Source organism: Sphingobacterium sp. B16(2022) (genome assembly GCF_012030425.1).
Lineage (GTDB): Bacteria > Bacteroidota > Bacteroidia > Sphingobacteriales > Sphingobacteriaceae > Sphingobacterium > Sphingobacterium anhuiense.
This window is the reverse complement of sequence record NZ_JAAUVN010000004.1, coordinates 434,726-451,111: the sequence shown is the minus strand read 5'-3', so window position 1 is coordinate 451,111 and position 16,386 is coordinate 434,726. Positions and strand designations below refer to the sequence as shown.

General features: G+C 33.6%; 12 protein-coding genes. 6 read left to right on the top strand and 6 right to left on the bottom strand.

The annotated features are described in order from the left end of the window. Window positions 1–127 precede the first annotated feature (127 nt). The 4 genes from HCX49_RS20295 to HCX49_RS20280 form a co-directional block, all read right to left on the bottom strand. Window positions 128–880 carry a zinc ribbon domain-containing protein gene (locus tag HCX49_RS20295; protein WP_021189289.1) on the bottom strand — a complete coding sequence of 251 codons (753 nt, stop codon included), beginning with the start codon at window positions 878–880 and terminating at the stop codon, window positions 128–130. Next, complete coding sequence (locus tag HCX49_RS20290; protein WP_168127995.1) at window positions 880–1,980, bottom strand: Nif3-like dinuclear metal center hexameric protein; 1,101 nt, start codon at window positions 1,978–1,980, stop codon at window positions 880–882. The genes HCX49_RS20295 and HCX49_RS20290 overlap by 1 nt, the downstream gene beginning before the upstream one ends. Next, window positions 1,970–2,470 carry a hypothetical protein gene (locus HCX49_RS20285; protein WP_021189291.1) on the bottom strand — a complete coding sequence of 167 codons (501 nt, stop codon included), beginning with the start codon at window positions 2,468–2,470 and terminating at the stop codon, window positions 1,970–1,972. Before HCX49_RS20285 ends, HCX49_RS20290 begins: the two co-directional genes overlap by 11 nt. Before the next feature lie 454 nt (window positions 2,471–2,924). Beyond that, window positions 2,925–3,632, bottom strand: coding sequence for an SAM-dependent methyltransferase (locus HCX49_RS20280; RefSeq protein ID WP_168127994.1), 708 nt, complete (start codon window positions 3,630–3,632; stop codon window positions 2,925–2,927). Between the two features lie 126 nt (window positions 3,633–3,758). Between HCX49_RS20280 and apaG the strand changes: the two genes are divergently transcribed. From apaG to HCX49_RS20260, 4 genes are all read left to right on the top strand, one after another. After that, window positions 3,759–4,145 carry a Co2+/Mg2+ efflux protein ApaG gene (gene apaG / locus HCX49_RS20275; protein ID WP_168127993.1) on the top strand — a complete coding sequence of 129 codons (387 nt, stop codon included), beginning with the start codon at window positions 3,759–3,761 and terminating at the stop codon, window positions 4,143–4,145. A gap of 465 nt (window positions 4,146–4,610) precedes the next feature. After that, window positions 4,611–6,470 (top strand): ABC-F family ATP-binding cassette domain-containing protein, encoded by a 1,860-nt coding sequence (locus HCX49_RS20270; RefSeq protein ID WP_168127992.1) that lies wholly within the window; start codon window positions 4,611–4,613, stop codon window positions 6,468–6,470. 99 nt (window positions 6,471–6,569) lie between these two features. Continuing rightward, window positions 6,570–8,429, top strand: a complete 1,860-nt coding sequence (mnmG, locus tag HCX49_RS20265) for a tRNA uridine-5-carboxymethylaminomethyl(34) synthesis enzyme MnmG (protein WP_132771753.1) — start codon at window positions 6,570–6,572, stop codon at window positions 8,427–8,429. Window positions 8,430–8,615: 186 nt separating this feature from the next. Continuing rightward, a complete protein-coding gene (locus HCX49_RS20260; RefSeq protein WP_232789371.1) occupies window positions 8,616–10,190 on the top strand; it encodes an Ig-like domain-containing domain in 1,575 nt (524 codons plus the stop codon). Here HCX49_RS20260 and HCX49_RS20255 read toward each other — a convergent pair. Continuing rightward, window positions 10,187–10,696, bottom strand: a complete 510-nt coding sequence (locus HCX49_RS20255; protein WP_132771751.1) for a gamma carbonic anhydrase family protein — start codon at window positions 10,694–10,696, stop codon at window positions 10,187–10,189. The genes HCX49_RS20260 and HCX49_RS20255 overlap by 4 nt on opposite strands. Window positions 10,697–10,703: 7 nt before the next feature. After that, complete coding sequence (nadB, locus tag HCX49_RS20250) at window positions 10,704–12,296, bottom strand: L-aspartate oxidase (RefSeq protein ID WP_168127991.1); 1,593 nt, start codon at window positions 12,294–12,296, stop codon at window positions 10,704–10,706. Window positions 12,297–14,302: 2,006 nt separating this feature from the next. Here nadB and nadA point away from each other — a divergent pair. Then, window positions 14,303–15,298 carry a quinolinate synthase NadA gene (gene nadA / locus HCX49_RS20245; RefSeq protein WP_168127990.1) on the top strand — a complete coding sequence of 332 codons (996 nt, stop codon included), beginning with the start codon at window positions 14,303–14,305 and terminating at the stop codon, window positions 15,296–15,298. A 20-nt stretch (window positions 15,299–15,318) separates the two neighbouring features. Further along, complete coding sequence (thiL, locus tag HCX49_RS20240) at window positions 15,319–16,365, top strand: thiamine-phosphate kinase (RefSeq protein WP_168127989.1); 1,047 nt, start codon at window positions 15,319–15,321, stop codon at window positions 16,363–16,365. The last annotated feature ends 21 nt before the right edge of the window (window positions 16,366–16,386 follow it).

Here is a 16,386-nt window from a genome sequence, read left to right as displayed (position 1 = left end):
AATAGGGTTTTTATTGTGCTGTAAAAATAACCAATAATTTATCAATAAATTATGTATATCAATTAAGTTGCAATAAAAAAGCCCCAATTAAAAAATTGGGGCTTAAATATCAATATAAGGCTGTTTTTTAGAAACCGTAGTCTTGTTCTATTTCTAAAACAACACCTTCGTCTACTAAAACACGTCCACAGTGTTCACAGATAATAATTTTCTTACGTTGACGAATCTCAGATTGTAGTTGTGCAGGAATTTTATTATGACATCCTGAACAGCTATCACGGTCAATTGAAACAACTGCAAGACCATTCTTGAATGAATTACGTAAACGGTAATAAACTTTATTTAAGCGTTCATCAATGTTAGCTTCCGCTTTTTCAGCTTTAGCCAACAAATCATCTTCATCTTTTTGAGTTTCAGAAGTAATTGTTTCCAATTCTTTCTTTTTACCTTCTAACTCACCTTTACTATACTCTAAATTAGATACTGTCGTATCGTAGTTTTCTGTTTTATTGCGAATTTCGAATTCGAATTCTTTAATTCTTTTTTCACAAACTTGGATTTCTAATCCTTGAATTTCAATTTCTTTCGAAATAGCATCATATTCACGATTATTTTTTACTTCGTTCAGTTGACTTTCATATTTTTTGATAGCCAATTGAGCGTCTTTAATCATGTTCTTACGCTTAACGATCGAATCTTCTAACTCATCTAAGTCTGTTCTGATCTTTTCGATACGTGTTTCTAAACCCGCAATTTCATCTTCAAGATCTGCAACCTCGATAGGTAATTCTCCTCTAATTTGGCGAATTTTATCTACTTTAGTATGTATGGCCTGTAATAACCATAATGCTTTCAATTTTTGTTCTACGGTTTGTTCCATCAACAATAGTGTTTTATAGGATTTGTATCTACTTCTGTTATTAGGACTGCAAAGTTAGGAAATTTTTCTGTAATTATATCGAACAATAATTCTTGCGTAAATTGTTCGCTTTCATAATGACCGATATCTGCAATCACAATTTGATTTTCTGCATCAAAAAATTCATGATATTTATAATCGGCTGTAACAAAAAAATCCGCTCCAGACCGCTTTGCGGTATTTAATAAAAATCCACCGGCACCACCACATACGGCAACCCTTGACACAGGTTTACCCTGTAGAGCAGTATGTCTAATAACCTGCAGGTTTAAATTATTTTTTAAATAGGCTAAAAAATCCTGTTCAGACATAGGACTTTCTAAATTTCCAATAACTCCAGCTCCGACTTCTTGATTTTTATTTTCCAGTTTAAGCGTATCGTAAGCAACTTCTTCATAAGGATGTGATTCATACATAGCCAAAAGAACTTTACGTTCAATAGCTTTTGTATAAACAACTTCAATTCTGGTCTCTTCCACTCTTTCTTGTAGCCCAATTTCCCCAATAGTTGGTTGTGCTTCGCCATGAGGTCTAAATGTACCATAACCGGCATTATTAAAACTGCATTGATCGTATTTGGTCCCAACTTTACCTGCGCCAGCATCAAATAGAGCTTCTCTAACCAATTCGACATGGCTTCGTGGGACATAGACCACAAGTTTATACAAAAGATTAGATTTAGGTTCTAAAATAGCCTGATTTTGAAGATTTAACAGGGAGGCTATCTTTGAATTAACACCACCTGTTATATTATCCAGATTCGTATGAATAGCATACAGCGCAATATCATGTTGAATTGCTTTTATAACAGTACGCTCTACGTAATTGTTACCATTAAATTTCTTCAGACCTTTAAAAACAATAGGATGATGAGAAACAATTAAATTACATCCTTTAGCAATTGCATCATCAACTACCTCTTCAGTACAATCTAAAGAAATCAATATTTTTGAAAGTTCTTGATCCGGATCTCCCACGATTAAACCGCAATTGTCATACGACTCCTGTAGATCTAATGGTGCTATCCTTTCCAGATAAGCAGTAATTTCCTTAATCTTCATGTTTATTCTCTAATTCTTCTTGATCCCTAAAAGTATTATGTTGCTCTAATATACGCTTATAATTTTTGATATCAACCCAATAATTAATCATGGTTACAAAATGAAAAATAATAGCAACAACAGATATAAATGGGGGTAATGGAATATTTGTCGCCAAATATATCCAGCCATATAGTGAACCTTTCTTAAATGTCGGAGATTCATCTACAGCGATTTTACGATCAAAAAATTCATTAATTAACGAATCCCGTAAACGTCTTGCTACTTCAAAATTCCAATAAATATTAAATAAAGGAATAGCGATACCAAATACCTGATTAGGTTTTATACATTGATTTTCTTCTGACACCAATAATAATGTCTTTCTCATCGTATTGGCTAAAAACAGCCAAATAACAATACGAATAATATAAATTGCAATTACTGTATAGATAAACTCCGGCTTTGAAATTTCCTTCAATAACTGTTCTTGTAATTCTACTTGATCCATCTGTGCTAATTCTCGTTATGCAGTAAAGATACCAATTCTTTTAAATTCTTTATTCGTCGATTTTGATCAATTACCCTTAAAATGATATTTATATTAAAAGCTTTAACCTATTCCCAAATAGTGAAAGAGTGGGGGATTTATTAGATTATTATCCAACTGTATTCCTGCAACTTAGCAAGTTTTATGAAAAATAAAGTTCATATAAAAAATATATCTAATTAATAATCAGACGTGTATTTCAAAAGCATAGTATGCCGTATACAACTGAGATAATGATTGCAATCTACATGGAATCATTTAATACAACGCGTTTCAAAAACTATTCGTTATCAACAGATAAAATAACAGAGTAAATAAGTACTTACTCACCGTATTTCACCCCGTTTAAAACACCTCAGTGAGGTTTTTAATTTCAGTATGCGAACTTACCACACTAGGGTAGGGGAGACCATTACTAGTAAAGCAAAAATATAGCAGGTCTTTTATGAAAATCATCGGATCTCTTTTTCCATTGATCAATAGTCAATGTTTTAATAAATTCAGCATCATCTGTGAGATCACATGCAACACAAAGTTTAGTTTGTCCTTTACATGTTTTTAATAATTCGGCCAGTAATTGATTATTTCTGAAAGGAGTTTCTATAAAAATTTGTGTCTGATCTTCCTTTGATGCCTGTAGTTCCAATTCTTTTATACGTCTTGAACGATCTGTTTTATCAATAGGTAGATATCCTTGGAAAGCAAATTTTTGTCCACTAAAACCCGAAGCCATTAAGGCTAATAAAATAGAACTAGGCCCAACTAATGGCACAATCTTAATTCCTTGACGATGTGCTTCAGCCACAATATCAGCACCGGGGTCAGCAACACCTGGGCAACCAGCTTCGGACATGAGACCGACATTTTTACCTGCTAGTAAGCCCTTGAAAAAATCTTTAATGTTTCCTTTATCTCTTGCATGCTTACCATAATCATAAATGATCAAATCCTTTTGAGGAATATTAAGTCCAGCTTGTTTAAGAAACTTACGTGCTGTCTTCTCATTCTCTACAATATATTCATCCAAGCTATTTATTGTCTCCACTAAATAGGAAGTGAAAGATTTTGCTGATGCTTCCTCGCTAAGAGGAACCGGAATCAAAAATAGTGTACCTTTTTGCATATTTACAAACCTACTAAATTGTCTTTCATAACAGATGCATTTTTCAATATAATGTAAAACCTTATCATTTTTTTGAGTATTTAAACTCATTATTAGTAACTTAGTTGCATAGCAAAAAAACTATATATGACAACTCAAATAACAGAAGGAATAAAAATTTCAGTAGAATGCGTTTTTCAACCTGAATATTCTAATCCAGAAAGAGATCATTTTATGTTTGCTTATCTAATAAGTATAGAAAACTTAAGTGATTCAAGTATTCAGCTCATGAGCCGCTACTGGGATATTTTCGATTCAATCGGAGATCATAATGAAGTATATGGTGACGGTGTGGTCGGAGAACAGCCCATTATTGAGCCAGGTCAAATGCATCAATATACATCAGGATGCAATTTAAAAAGTGAGATGGGCTATATGGAAGGTTACTTTAATATGATCAAATTGATAGACGACTCTTCATTCAAAGTTGACATCCCTAGATTTAACTTGATTGCAAATTACGTATTGAACTAGATCATTATCACCTGCATTTCATCTTATCCAGATCTTCTCCAAAGATTACATATAAAAGGCGAAAATTACTTACTTTTGCGTGATACATTTGTGAGTGGAAATTATTTTCTAAATAATCAAATTCATATATCTTCCTTATTCATCGCGATTGATTTTACATGTGATAAAATCTGCTTGAATAACTTGGACATACTGTTGCTAGGGACCAACATTTAAAATCTCCTATTAAATGACCAACTGTCATTTATTCTTAATAAAATAATACGTTAGCAATGTGCTAACTTTTGCATATAATTTACTACCATCAAAGTTATTTATACTAGAGGGTAGACATTCATAGTTTTTAATACATAGAGGTGTATTGAAAAACACAAGAAAAACACAAAATACTAATAATCAGTATTTTATGTTTTTCTTATGTATAAATTATGCAATTTATTGAACAAGAAAAATTAGGAAATTAACGTGAGTATATTAGCAACTGAACAAGTAAGTCATTCATTTCATGATAGATGGCTTTTTAAAGATTTACATTTTGGACTTCTAAAAGGGGATCGAGTAGCCTTAGTAGGTATCAACGGAACAGGAAAATCAACCCTTCTCTCCATATTAGGTGGCAAATTAGAGCCTACCTCCGGAAAAGTTGTTAAAGAAAAAGGTATCAAGATTGGTTTTTTAGATCAAGATCCTAAATATGATGGATTAACCTCCATTAACGATTTTATATATTCAACTGACAACGAAGAACAGCGATTAATTAGAGATTATGAAGAGCTTTTGGCTATGCCAGAAATTGATCAGAATAAATTAGAAGAGCTGACAGAAAAAATAACAACCCTCAATGCATGGGAGTATGAGTATAATATTAAGACTATTTTGAATAGACTTAATATTGTCGATTTTCATCAAGATATAAAGAGTCTTTCGGGAGGACAACGTAAGCGACTAGCTCTAGCAAAACTTTTAATAGACGAACCGGATGTTTACATTCTAGATGAGCCTACCAACCATTTGGATATTGAAACAATAGAATGGCTTGAAAAACTTTTGACAACAGGAAATAAAACTGTATTACTGGTTACCCATGATCGTTATTTTTTAGATAACATTTGTACAGAGATCAGAGAATTGGATAGGGGAAAGCTGTTTACTTATAAAGGAAACTATTCATACTTCCTCGAGAAAAAATCTGATCGCGAAGCGATCGACGCAGTAATGGTAGAAAGAAGTAGAAATCTATTACGTCGGGAACTAGAATGGATGAGAAGACAGCCGCAAGCACGTGGTACAAAATCAAAATCTAGAATAGATGCTTACTATGAGCTTGAAGATAAATCCAAAGCTCAAAAAGCAAATGACTCTGTTCAGTTAAGTGTTAAAATAAGTAGACAAGGCTCTAAAATTTTAGAATTGGAAAATGTCTCTAAAAATTATGGAGATAAAGTCATCATCAGTGATTTCTCTTATGTTTTCAAAAAAGGTGACCGTATTGGATTAGCCGGTAAGAATGGAACAGGTAAATCTACTTTTCTAAATTTAATTACCAAAAATGAAGTACCGACTAGTGGTAGTATTGCTGTAGGTGAAACGACCGTTTATGGATATTACAAACAAGGTGGTTTAGAAGTAAGTGAAGGAGATCGAGTTCTAGATGTTGTAAAAAATGTAGCAGAATATATCAAGATGGCAAATGGTGAAGTGATCACTGCTTCACAATTGTTGACACACTTTTTGTTTCCTCCTGAAAAACAATTTGGTTTTGTAAGCAAGTTGAGTGGGGGTGAGCGTAAGCGTCTACAACTAATGCGCGTGCTGATGTTAAACCCGAACTTCCTAATACTCGATGAGCCATCAAACGATCTTGATATTGACACCTTAAATGTTCTAGAAGATTTCTTAATGAACTATAATGGCGTACTTATATTAGTTTCTCACGATAGATATCTACTAGATAAATTGACAGAGCAATTATTCATATTTGAGGGAGAGGGAAAAATTGATATCTATAATGGTAATTATGCCGATTATAAAACAGAGCAGGATATCTTACTAAAAGAACAAAAACAGAAAAAAGATATTCCTGTTCAAAAGAAAGAAGAAGTAAAGGAAGAAAAGAAAAAGCTTTCATATAAAGAGCAATTGGAGTACGATAAACTGGAAAAAGAAATACAGCAATTGGAAGAACTCTTGGTAGAAAAAAACGATACACTTCATTCTACGGTTGACCATGTACAACTATCAAGTATAGCAAAAGAAATAGAAGATATACAAAATAGTATAGACGTCAAATCTGAAAGATGGTTGAGTCTAGCAGAACTGATGTAAAAATAACACACTACGTTTCACGTGAAACGTAGTGTCATAAATAATAAAAACTAAACAATCAATTCCGCCGTTTCACGTGGAACTTTGAAATAAAATAAGATGTTTAAAAAATATAACGTTATCGTAGTTGGTGCAGGACATGCCGGCTGTGAAGCCGCGGCGGCAGCTGCAAACCTAGGTTCATCTGTACTTCTCATTACAATGAATATGGGAGTAATCGCACAGATGAGTTGTAATCCAGCAATAGGTGGAGTAGCAAAAGGACAAATCGTAAGAGAGATTGATGCCATGGGTGGCTATACGGGTATCATCGCAGATAAATCAACTATTCAATTTAGAATGCTTAATCTGTCGAAAGGACCTGCCATGTGGAGTCCCAGAACGCAGAATGATCGTATGCGATTCGCAGAAGAATGGAGATTACAACTGGAAGCTCTGCCAACATTAGACATGTGGCAAGATACCGTGAAAGAAGTGATCGTTAAAAATGGAAAAGCTTGCGGTGTCATCACTTCTTTAGGAATAGAAATAGAAGCAGACGCAGTAGTCCTAACAAATGGAACTTTTCTAAATGGAGTCATTCACATTGGCGAAAAGAAATTCGGTGGCGGGAGAACAGGAGAGAAGGCAGCAACAGGTTTAACAGAACAACTTGTATCACTAGGCTTCGAGTCCGGTAGAATGAAAACCGGAACACCTCCGCGAATCGATGGAAGAAGCTTAAATTATGCCTTGATGGAAGAGCAATGGGGCGACGATAATCGAGGTCGGTTCTCTTATACAGATACTCCATTACCGACAGAGCAACGCTGTTGCTGGATCACATATACCAATGATAAAGTACATGAAATGTTGAAAACAGGTTTTGAAAGATCGCCTATGTTCACAGGTAGAATTAAAGGTCTCGGCCCACGTTACTGTCCTTCGATAGAAGACAAAATCAATCGCTTTGCAGAACGTGAAAGACATCAGATTTTTGTAGAACCAGAAGGATGGACTACCAATGAAATTTATGTTAATGGCTTCTCCACTTCTTTACCGGAAGACGTGCAACAAAAAGCTTTACAATTGATCCCAGGTTTTGAAAATGCAAGAATGTACAGACCAGGTTATGCTATAGAATATGATTTCTTTCCACCTATGCAACTTGATCTAACTTTGGAAACACTCATTGTAAAGCATCTCTTTTTTGCAGGACAGATTAATGGTACTACAGGTTATGAAGAAGCAGCAGCGCAAGGATTCATTGCAGGTATCAACGCACATCAACGCATTAATGATGATAAAGAACTAATCTTAAAAAGATCTGAATCTTATATAGGCGTACTAATTGATGACTTAGTAACAAAAGGAACTGATGAGCCATACCGCATGTTTACTTCCAGAGCAGAACACCGCTTACTGCTAAGACAAGATAATGCAGATATCAGATTAACACCGATTGCCCATAAATTAGGATTAGTAGGAGATGAGCGACTGAATAAAGTAAATGAGAAAATTAAAAATTCAGATCATATTATTCAGTATCTTAAACAAAATTCAACAACAGTAGATAAGATGAATCCTATCTTAGACGAAGTTGGATCAAGCTTGATTTCACAAAAAACAAAATTGGTTAATTTACTAGGAAGACCACAAATCAATATCTATGACCTCGCGAAAGGTGATTCAGATTTTGGATCCTATTTAAACCAGTTTGACAAAGAGACAATAGAGCAGGCGGAAATCAAAGTCAAATATGAAAGCTACTTCGAGAAAGAAATGGAAATCGTAAACAGAATGAAAAAAATGGAAGATAGAGAAATCAATCCAGATTTTGATTATTCTTCCTTAGTTTCGTTGTCGATAGAAGCAAGACAAAAACTAGCTCAGGTAAAACCAAGAACATTGGGCCAGGCATCCAGAATATCAGGTGTATCACCATCCGATATCAGTGTTTTAATGGTACATATGTCATAATAATCTGATTTACAGTTACTTGTATAATAAATATTATCAATGCAAAATAAAGCGATATAAAGTATTATTATTTCATTTATGAGTCAACATTCAAAAAAAAATAAAACAAGCTTAAAAAGCATTAAAAGCACACTAATCACAAGGTTAGTGCTTTTAAGCTTGTTTTCTTCTCTGATTTTATTAACTGTGCAATGTGCAAGCATAAAGCAGCCAACAGGTGGACCGAAAGATTCAATTGCACCGGTTGTACTCAATGAGTTTCCTAAGAATTTCTCAAAAAATTTCAAAGAGAAAAAAATTAGCATCACATTAGATGAGTATATTAAACTCAATAATCAGCAAAAGGAAATCAGTGTTTCTCCTGATATGGATAAGCCACCACAATTTAAAATTAAAAAGAAAGTACTCGAAATTACCTTACCAGATTCTTTAGAACAGAATACAACCTATACCATCAATTTTGGAAAGGGTCTCGTTGATTATAATGCGAGTAATCCAATCATCAATTACAGTTATGTATTTGCAACAGGAGATCAGATTGATTCATTATCAATATCAGGAAATGTAACCAACGCTTTGACAAAGGAGAAAGAAAAGGAAGTCCGGGTATTACTAATTCCAGTCAGTCAGGATTCTATATTTGGCAAAAAGAAAGCCAATATTTTTGCGCAAACAGATACAATTGGCAATTTTAAAATAAGTAATCTAAGAGCTAATACCTATCGCATTTATGCACTAAAGGAAACAAATAATGACCGTATCTATAACGGCGCAGATGAACTAATCGGTTTCTTAAAAGACTCCATTGTATTGGACAAAGACCTAACGAATATTAATCTTCAAATATCAAAAGGTACACCACTTAAATTTAGAGTAGTTGACAAGAAAATTGAAAACACAGGACGAATACATTTAGTTTTCAATAGGGGTATTAAAAAGCCAAACTTAGTGCTACTAAATGATGATGAAAATGATAAATCAAAAATTGTTAAGTACTCGGAAGCACAGGATTCAGCGTTAATTTTTATTAATAACCTGGAAAGAGATTCTTTAAAATTTGTCTTATCAGAAAACAATACAGTACTTGATACCATATTGGTAAAGAAATCGAATCTGAAATTAGATAGATCAATTGTTCCAACAACTTCTCCATCTACAGGTAAAGTTGACCGCGTAAAACATCTAACAATATCATCTTTAACACCTATAAAATTAATAGATAAAAGCAAAGTAAAATTGATAGAAGATAGCATTGCTAAAACAAATTTTCAACTCCAATTGGATACTAATGTTGCCAATCTTTATCACTTAAGATACAATTGGAGAAAGCAAAAAAACTATGAAATTATTCTTGAAGAAGGCGCAATGCAAGGCTATTTCGGTGAAAAAAATAAAGAGAAAAAGCTGACACTCGCTTATGATGATAGTGATAATTACGGCGATATAACGTTTACTTTTACTGCCATTGACAGTGCAAGACAGTACATCGTAGAACTTATTGATGAGAAAAAAGAAAAAGTATTCCGAAGAGATATTCTCAATAATTCAATCGGGAAAGTAGCTTATAAAGAGTTCCCCGGTGGTAAATATTCCATCAGAATAATACGCGACGATAACAAGAATGGCATTTGGGATCCTGGAGAAGTTTATAAATCAACGCAACCAGAACCCCTAGTATATTTAAACAAAACCTTTACAATACGTGCTAACTGGGAGCAAAATGAATCGTTCAGTTTACAGGAACTGAACGACTTGAATTAATCAAACCAGGAACTATAAAGCACATAATTATGCGGTAACTGCTGTAACAATAACTTTTGTTCATCAGTTATCGCTTTTATTTTTTTAGCCGGCACTCCAGCATATAAATACCCCGATTCACATACTGTATTTTCCAAAACAACAGCTCCTGCTGCAATAATAACATGGCTTTCTAGCACAGCATTATCCATAACAATGGCCCCCATACCTATCAGCACATAATCATGTACAACACAACCATGTACCATCGCCTGATGGCCGATGTTCACATAGTTACCGATCGTTGTACCAGCCTTTTGATACGTACAATGAATAACAACCCCATCCTGAATATTGGTATAATTACCGATACGGATATAATTTACATCTCCTCTTACGACAGCATTAAACCAAACTGAACAATGCTCTCCCAGCTCAACATCACCTACAATAGTACAATTAGGCGCTATAAAGCAGTTATCTTTAAATTTAGGGCTAATACCCTTTACTGGTAATATGAAGGCCATAATTGTTCTAAAATAAAGTATCTGTTAAAGTATCAGCATGTTGCGGATAATCTGTTGTAAAATGCAGTCCCCTACTTTCTTTTCTTAACAAAGCAGATTTTGTCACAATGAAAGCCACCTGTATCACATTTCTAAGCTCACATAGTTTAACTGACAATTTAGTATGCCTATAAAAGTCTTCAGTCTCCCCATACAATAAATGCAATCGATTGAGTGCTCGTTCTAATCTAAAATCTGAACGTACAATGCCAACATAATCACTCATCACTTTTTGACACTCTCGCAGATTATGGGTAACCAAAATATCTTCATTGGAAAGCTTTGCTTTTGAATCATCCCATTCTGGCACTCCTACTGCATAATCGGCTGTAGAAATCACTTTTGTAGCATCCAGGTAAATACGATGCGCATATACCAATGCTTCTAACAGGGAGTTGGAAGCTAGGCGATTTGCGCCATGTAAACCTGTCGATGAACATTCGCCACAAGCATATAAATTTTGAATACTGCTACGTCCAAAATCATCAACATAGATACCCCCGCATAAGTAGTGCGCAGCTGGTGTAACAGGAATAAAATCCTTACTCATGTCGAGTCCAATAGACAAGCATTTCTCGTAAATATTTGGAAAATGTTTAATAATATCCTCCTTCTCACGGTGGGTTATATCTAAATAAACATAATCAATTCCTGACTTTTTCATCTCGGCATCGATTGCTCGAGCCACAATATCCCGAGGTGCCAATGAAGCTCGTTCATCGTATTCAGCCATGAAATCATCCCCATTAATACGTCTTAGAATACCGCCAAAACCACGCACAGCTTCCGAAACCAAAAACGCTGGTGAGTCACTCGGATTATACAAAGCAGTAGGATGAAATTGCATAAATTCCATATTTCGCACCTTACCTTTTGCACGGTAAACCATGGCAATTCCGTCACCTGTGGCAATAGTTGGATTGGTTGTACTTGCATATATATGGCCAGCACCACCAGAAGCCATCACCGTAGTTTTGCTCAAAATCTTATCAACCTGATGCGTATTTGTATTGAATGCATAGATGCCAAAACACTTAATATCGCTCCTTTGCTTATCGACAAATTCACCTAAATGGTGCTGTGTTATTAAATCTATAGCGAAATAATGCGTCAACATTTCGATATTTGGATGCTCGTGTATTTTCTGCAAAAGAGACCTTTCAATCTCATACCCCGTGATATCTTTATAATGCAAGATACGATTGGCAGAATGACCTCCCTCCTTCGCAAGATCATAAAATCCGCTGTCCGATTTATCAAATGAAGTTCCATATGAAATCAATTCGTTAATACGTTCTGGAGCTTCCCGAACTACGTTTTCCACAATATTCACATCGCATAAACCATCCCCAGCAATCTGAGTATCAATTATATGCTGCTCAAAGCTATCAGACTTATCCACAACTGCGGCCACTCCTCCTTGTGCGTATTTTGTATTAGATTCATCTTCGTTAGATTTTGTGACAATCAATACTTTACCATGATCAGCAGCTTTTAAAGCAAAGCTTAATCCCGCTATTCCAGACCCAATTACAAGGAAATCTACCTTTTTTTCTGACATAAAATAATATTACATGTGACCAGCACATTTTGACTATTCAAATTAACAAAAAATGTGGAAAACGTGTAAATAAAAGGTTAAATAAAAATGATAACTTTTTTTTTATTGTTGATATCTCCTATTTCTCACAAAATTCTTAAAAGTTATTAGCACAAAACTGCTCGTTTATCAACATAAATTAACATCAAAAAAATTCACATTTTTTTATTGAAAACAAAATCAAGGAAAAATCAGATAATTAAAAATCAGGCCTTTAAAATGAAATTAATGTGAATAAATTGTTAATAACTTTATAAAATCTTCATATCAAAATAAAAAATCACACTTTTATCCCCATTTTCCACACACTAATAAACAATAAGACCTTTTTATATAAAAAAGATTATTATTTATTAAAAAAAAAGAATGTGGAATACGTTTGATTTTCTTTGTTTAGTTTTGTCAAGTTGAATTTGAGTCTTTGAGAATTTGATTATTGATTAGGTATTGAAACTGAAATCAAATATTCAATTCTCAAGGGCTTTATTTCTTTTGAAAATATTTTTAAACCCCTTTAGAATGCGATAAATCTTATTTTTTAATTTAAAAATCTAAATAATGAACTGTTAAACAGCTTAATCGGCTATTTTAGTGGCTTTAGATTTCAATATTTTGATTTTATTTTTTTATTATTCTAAATATTGAATCTTAAATACCTGAAATTTGTTTTTTTATAAATTGGTCTAGATTTAAAACGAAAAATTTTAGGTCATTTTACACTGAGATCCCTTTGGTCAGTCTTTTTTGTAATTGTGTATACAGCATTTTCAAAATTTTTAATTGAAATCTCTCCTGCCGATCTTAAATACCATCTTCTTAAAAATCATATTTTTGAAATTTGAAATTGAAAAAATAAATTTTTCAATTTTTTTTTGAAAATGTTATTACGATTAAAGTCGTTTAGCTTTGAATTTTTATAAAATTTTTTGGATTTTGTAAAAATTTGAGCTTTTAAAGTGGTTTATTTTATAAATAAGCCCGCTTAGAATTGAATATACTTTTTTATAAAAAATGAATTATTCTACATTGTAATTTCAAAGCCTTTAATTTGATTTTAGGCGCCTTGAGGATCTCTTATTTACTTCATCAGAATTTTATTTTCAAAAAATTCTATCTATGGTCGCTTTATTTTTTTTAAAAAATTAGCAGTCAAATATTTTTATATCATCTTCAGATCGTAATGGCCGATGATCATAGCCGCTTCCACTTTTCAGTAATTTTTTTTTTTCGAACCTTATCTTTTGTATTTAAAAGCGTTTTACTTGCAATATTTGTTTTTTTAAAATTTTTCTGTTGATGTATAGGTTTTCTCAAGCGTTTATATTAAAAATTAAGTCCCTTACATTTAAATATTTGAAAACTTTGTGAATAAATTTTGCTGTAATTTATTTGTATAGCTTCAAAATAGTTTAGCTTTGTCCTATTGATTTGCATTAAAATCATCTTTGATTTTTTAATTTATAGCATTTCATTAAAATTCTTTGATATTCTCACCATTCTATATTGTGATCAATACTGCGATATTTGATAATTTTAGAAGTGAAATTCCAAATATTCGATTCTAAGAGCCTTTAATTTGAATTTTGAGGCCTTTACAATTCGATATTTATATTTATGTGGACAACTATATTGAATATTTAAATCTCATATTGCTATACAGTGCTATTTAGATAGGTTTTTGTAGTCTTAAAATTCACCTTTTAAGAAATGTTGATAAGTGTGTTAATTATCTTTATGACAAGTATTTACATTGTTATTTTAGCCTTAATTTCACCTGTTATTAACACATAGTAAAAATACGCTTTATTGAGATGTTGATAAGTGTGTTAATTAGCTGAATATTAATATACTATTTGTAACTATCAGTTAGTTACGGTTGGAATTATAAACATCATTTTCTATTTGAAAGATTTATTGAAGAACTATTCTTAATTTTGTAACGTAAATCAAATTAAGAAGAAGAATTAATGGATTTAGTAAATTACGATATTGAAGCTAAGGGCTATATTGATGCTCCTATAGATCCTAGCTTAGATTTGATACAAGAGATCAAACGTCTTAAGGAAGAGAAAAACGCCGTCATTTTAGCACATTACTATCAAGAAGCGGAAATACAAGATATAGCTGACTATATTGGTGATAGTTTAGGTTTATCTCAGGAAGCAGCAAAGACCGATGCTGATGTGATTGTTTTCGCTGGAGTGCACTTTATGGCTGAAACAGCAAAGATACTTTCACCATCAAAAAAAGTTTTACTTCCAGATGCCAAAGCAGGCTGTTCATTGTCGGATTCATGTCCACCTCATCTATTTGCTAAGTTTAAGGAGCAGTATCCCGATCATCTGGTCATCACGTATGTAAACTGTACTGCAGAATTGAAAGCGCTATCTGATATTGTCTGTACTTCTAGTAATGCAGTTGAGATTGTGGAGAGTCTACCGAAAGATCAAAAGATCATTTTTGGACCAGATCGTAATCTTGGGGCCTATGTAAAGAAGAAGACAGGAAGAGATCTTGTTTTATGGAATGGTGCATGTATGGTGCATGAGATTTTTTCTCAGGATAAAATAGATCGTTTAAGAGCTGAACATCCCGATGCAAAATTCATTGCTCATCCGGAGTGTGAAGATCATATCTTAGCAAGTGCAGATTATGTAGGTTCTACCTCTGGAATGCTGAAGTTTACAATCAATGATCCTGCGACCACATATATAGTCGCTACAGAGTCGGGAATTATCCATCAGATGCAAAAGGCTAGTCCAGGTAAAACTTTCATTCCTGCGCCTCCAAATAATGCTTGTGCGTGTAATGATTGTCCACATATGAAATTAAATACGTTGGAGAAGCTTTATAATTGCTTAAAGTATGAAAGTCCGGAAATAACACTAGATGATTCGATGATTGCCCGTGCGCAACGACCTATTGAACGTATGTTGGAAATATCCGCACAATTAGGATTATAAAATATAAAACAAAGACAGATATGTTAGAATTTGATAATACAGAAAGAACAAATTTAGGAGAGTTGGGTGAATTTGGTTTAATTTCATATTTAACGAAGGCTGTCGAGATTAATGAACCCAGTACCCTTAAAGGTATCGGGGACGATGCCGCTGTTTTAGATTTTTCAAATAAGAAAACTTTAATTTCAACAGATCTTCTGTTGGAGGGTATCCACTTTGATCTGCGTTATGTTCCTTTGAAACATTTAGGCTATAAAGCTGTACAGGTGAATTTGAGTGATATCTATGCCATGAATGGAACAGCATCGCAAATTACATTCTCAATAGGGTTATCCTCAAAATTTCCATTAGAAGCAGTTGAAGAAATCTATCAAGGTGCACTGATTGCTTGTAAAAAGTATAATGTGGACCTTATTGGCGGGGATACGTCAGCTTCAGTTCAAGGATTGGTTATTTCGGTAACGAGTATCGGTTTTGCTGATGAAGATCAGATTGCCTATCGATCAGGTGCACAGGAAGGCGACTTGTTATGTGTTTCAGGCGATTTGGGCGCTGCTTATGTTGGGCTACAATTACTAGAGCGTGAGAAAAATATCTTCTTGGAGAACCAGAATATACAACCAGATCTAGAAGGTAAGGATTATATCGTAGAGCGCCAGCTAAAACCAGAGGCTAGAAGAGATATTGTTGAATTATTAGCAAAAATCGGTATTAAGCCGAATGCAATGATTGATGTATCAGATGGATTGGCATCAGAGATTATACATATTTGTGAGGCATCTGATAAAGGTTGTAAACTTTACGAAGATAAAATACCGCTGGATTCGATGACTTATGAGACAGCTCGTGAATTTGGAATAGATCCAACCGTTTGTGCGTTGAATGGAGGAGAAGATTATGAATTATTGTTCACGATTCCACAAGCTGATTATGATAAGATAAAAGGATCGATGGATATTACTGTTATTGGGCATATTACACAAGCAAGTGAAGGATGTCAAATGATTTCTAAATCTGGAAAGGTCTATCCAATAACGGCGCAAGGTTGGAATGCATTTAAAGACTAAGGGTATTGTATACTATAAATA

Excerpts from the sequence above, each read along its gene's own strand:
- HCX49_RS20255 (WP_132771751.1), bottom strand. The coding sequence starts at position 10,696 with ATGGCCTTCATATTACCAGTAAAGGGTATTAGCCCTAAATTTAAAGAT.
- apaG (WP_168127993.1), top strand. The coding sequence starts at position 3,759 with ATGACAACTCAAATAACAGAAGGAATAAAAATTTCAGTAGAATGCGTT.
- HCX49_RS20285 (WP_021189291.1), bottom strand. The coding sequence starts at position 2,470 with ATGGATCAAGTAGAATTACAAGAACAGTTATTGAAGGAAATTTCAAAG.
- nadB (WP_168127991.1), bottom strand. The coding sequence starts at position 12,296 with ATGTCAGAAAAAAAGGTAGATTTCCTTGTAATTGGGTCTGGAATAGCG.
- mnmG (WP_132771753.1), top strand. The coding sequence starts at position 6,570 with ATGTTTAAAAAATATAACGTTATCGTAGTTGGTGCAGGACATGCCGGC.
- thiL (WP_168127989.1), top strand. The coding sequence starts at position 15,319 with ATGTTAGAATTTGATAATACAGAAAGAACAAATTTAGGAGAGTTGGGT.
- nadA (WP_168127990.1), top strand. The coding sequence starts at position 14,303 with ATGGATTTAGTAAATTACGATATTGAAGCTAAGGGCTATATTGATGCT.
- HCX49_RS20290 (WP_168127995.1), bottom strand. The coding sequence starts at position 1,980 with ATGAAGATTAAGGAAATTACTGCTTATCTGGAAAGGATAGCACCATTA.
- HCX49_RS20280 (WP_168127994.1), bottom strand. The coding sequence starts at position 3,632 with ATGCAAAAAGGTACACTATTTTTGATTCCGGTTCCTCTTAGCGAGGAA.
- HCX49_RS20295 (WP_021189289.1), bottom strand. The coding sequence starts at position 880 with ATGGAACAAACCGTAGAACAAAAATTGAAAGCATTATGGTTATTACAG.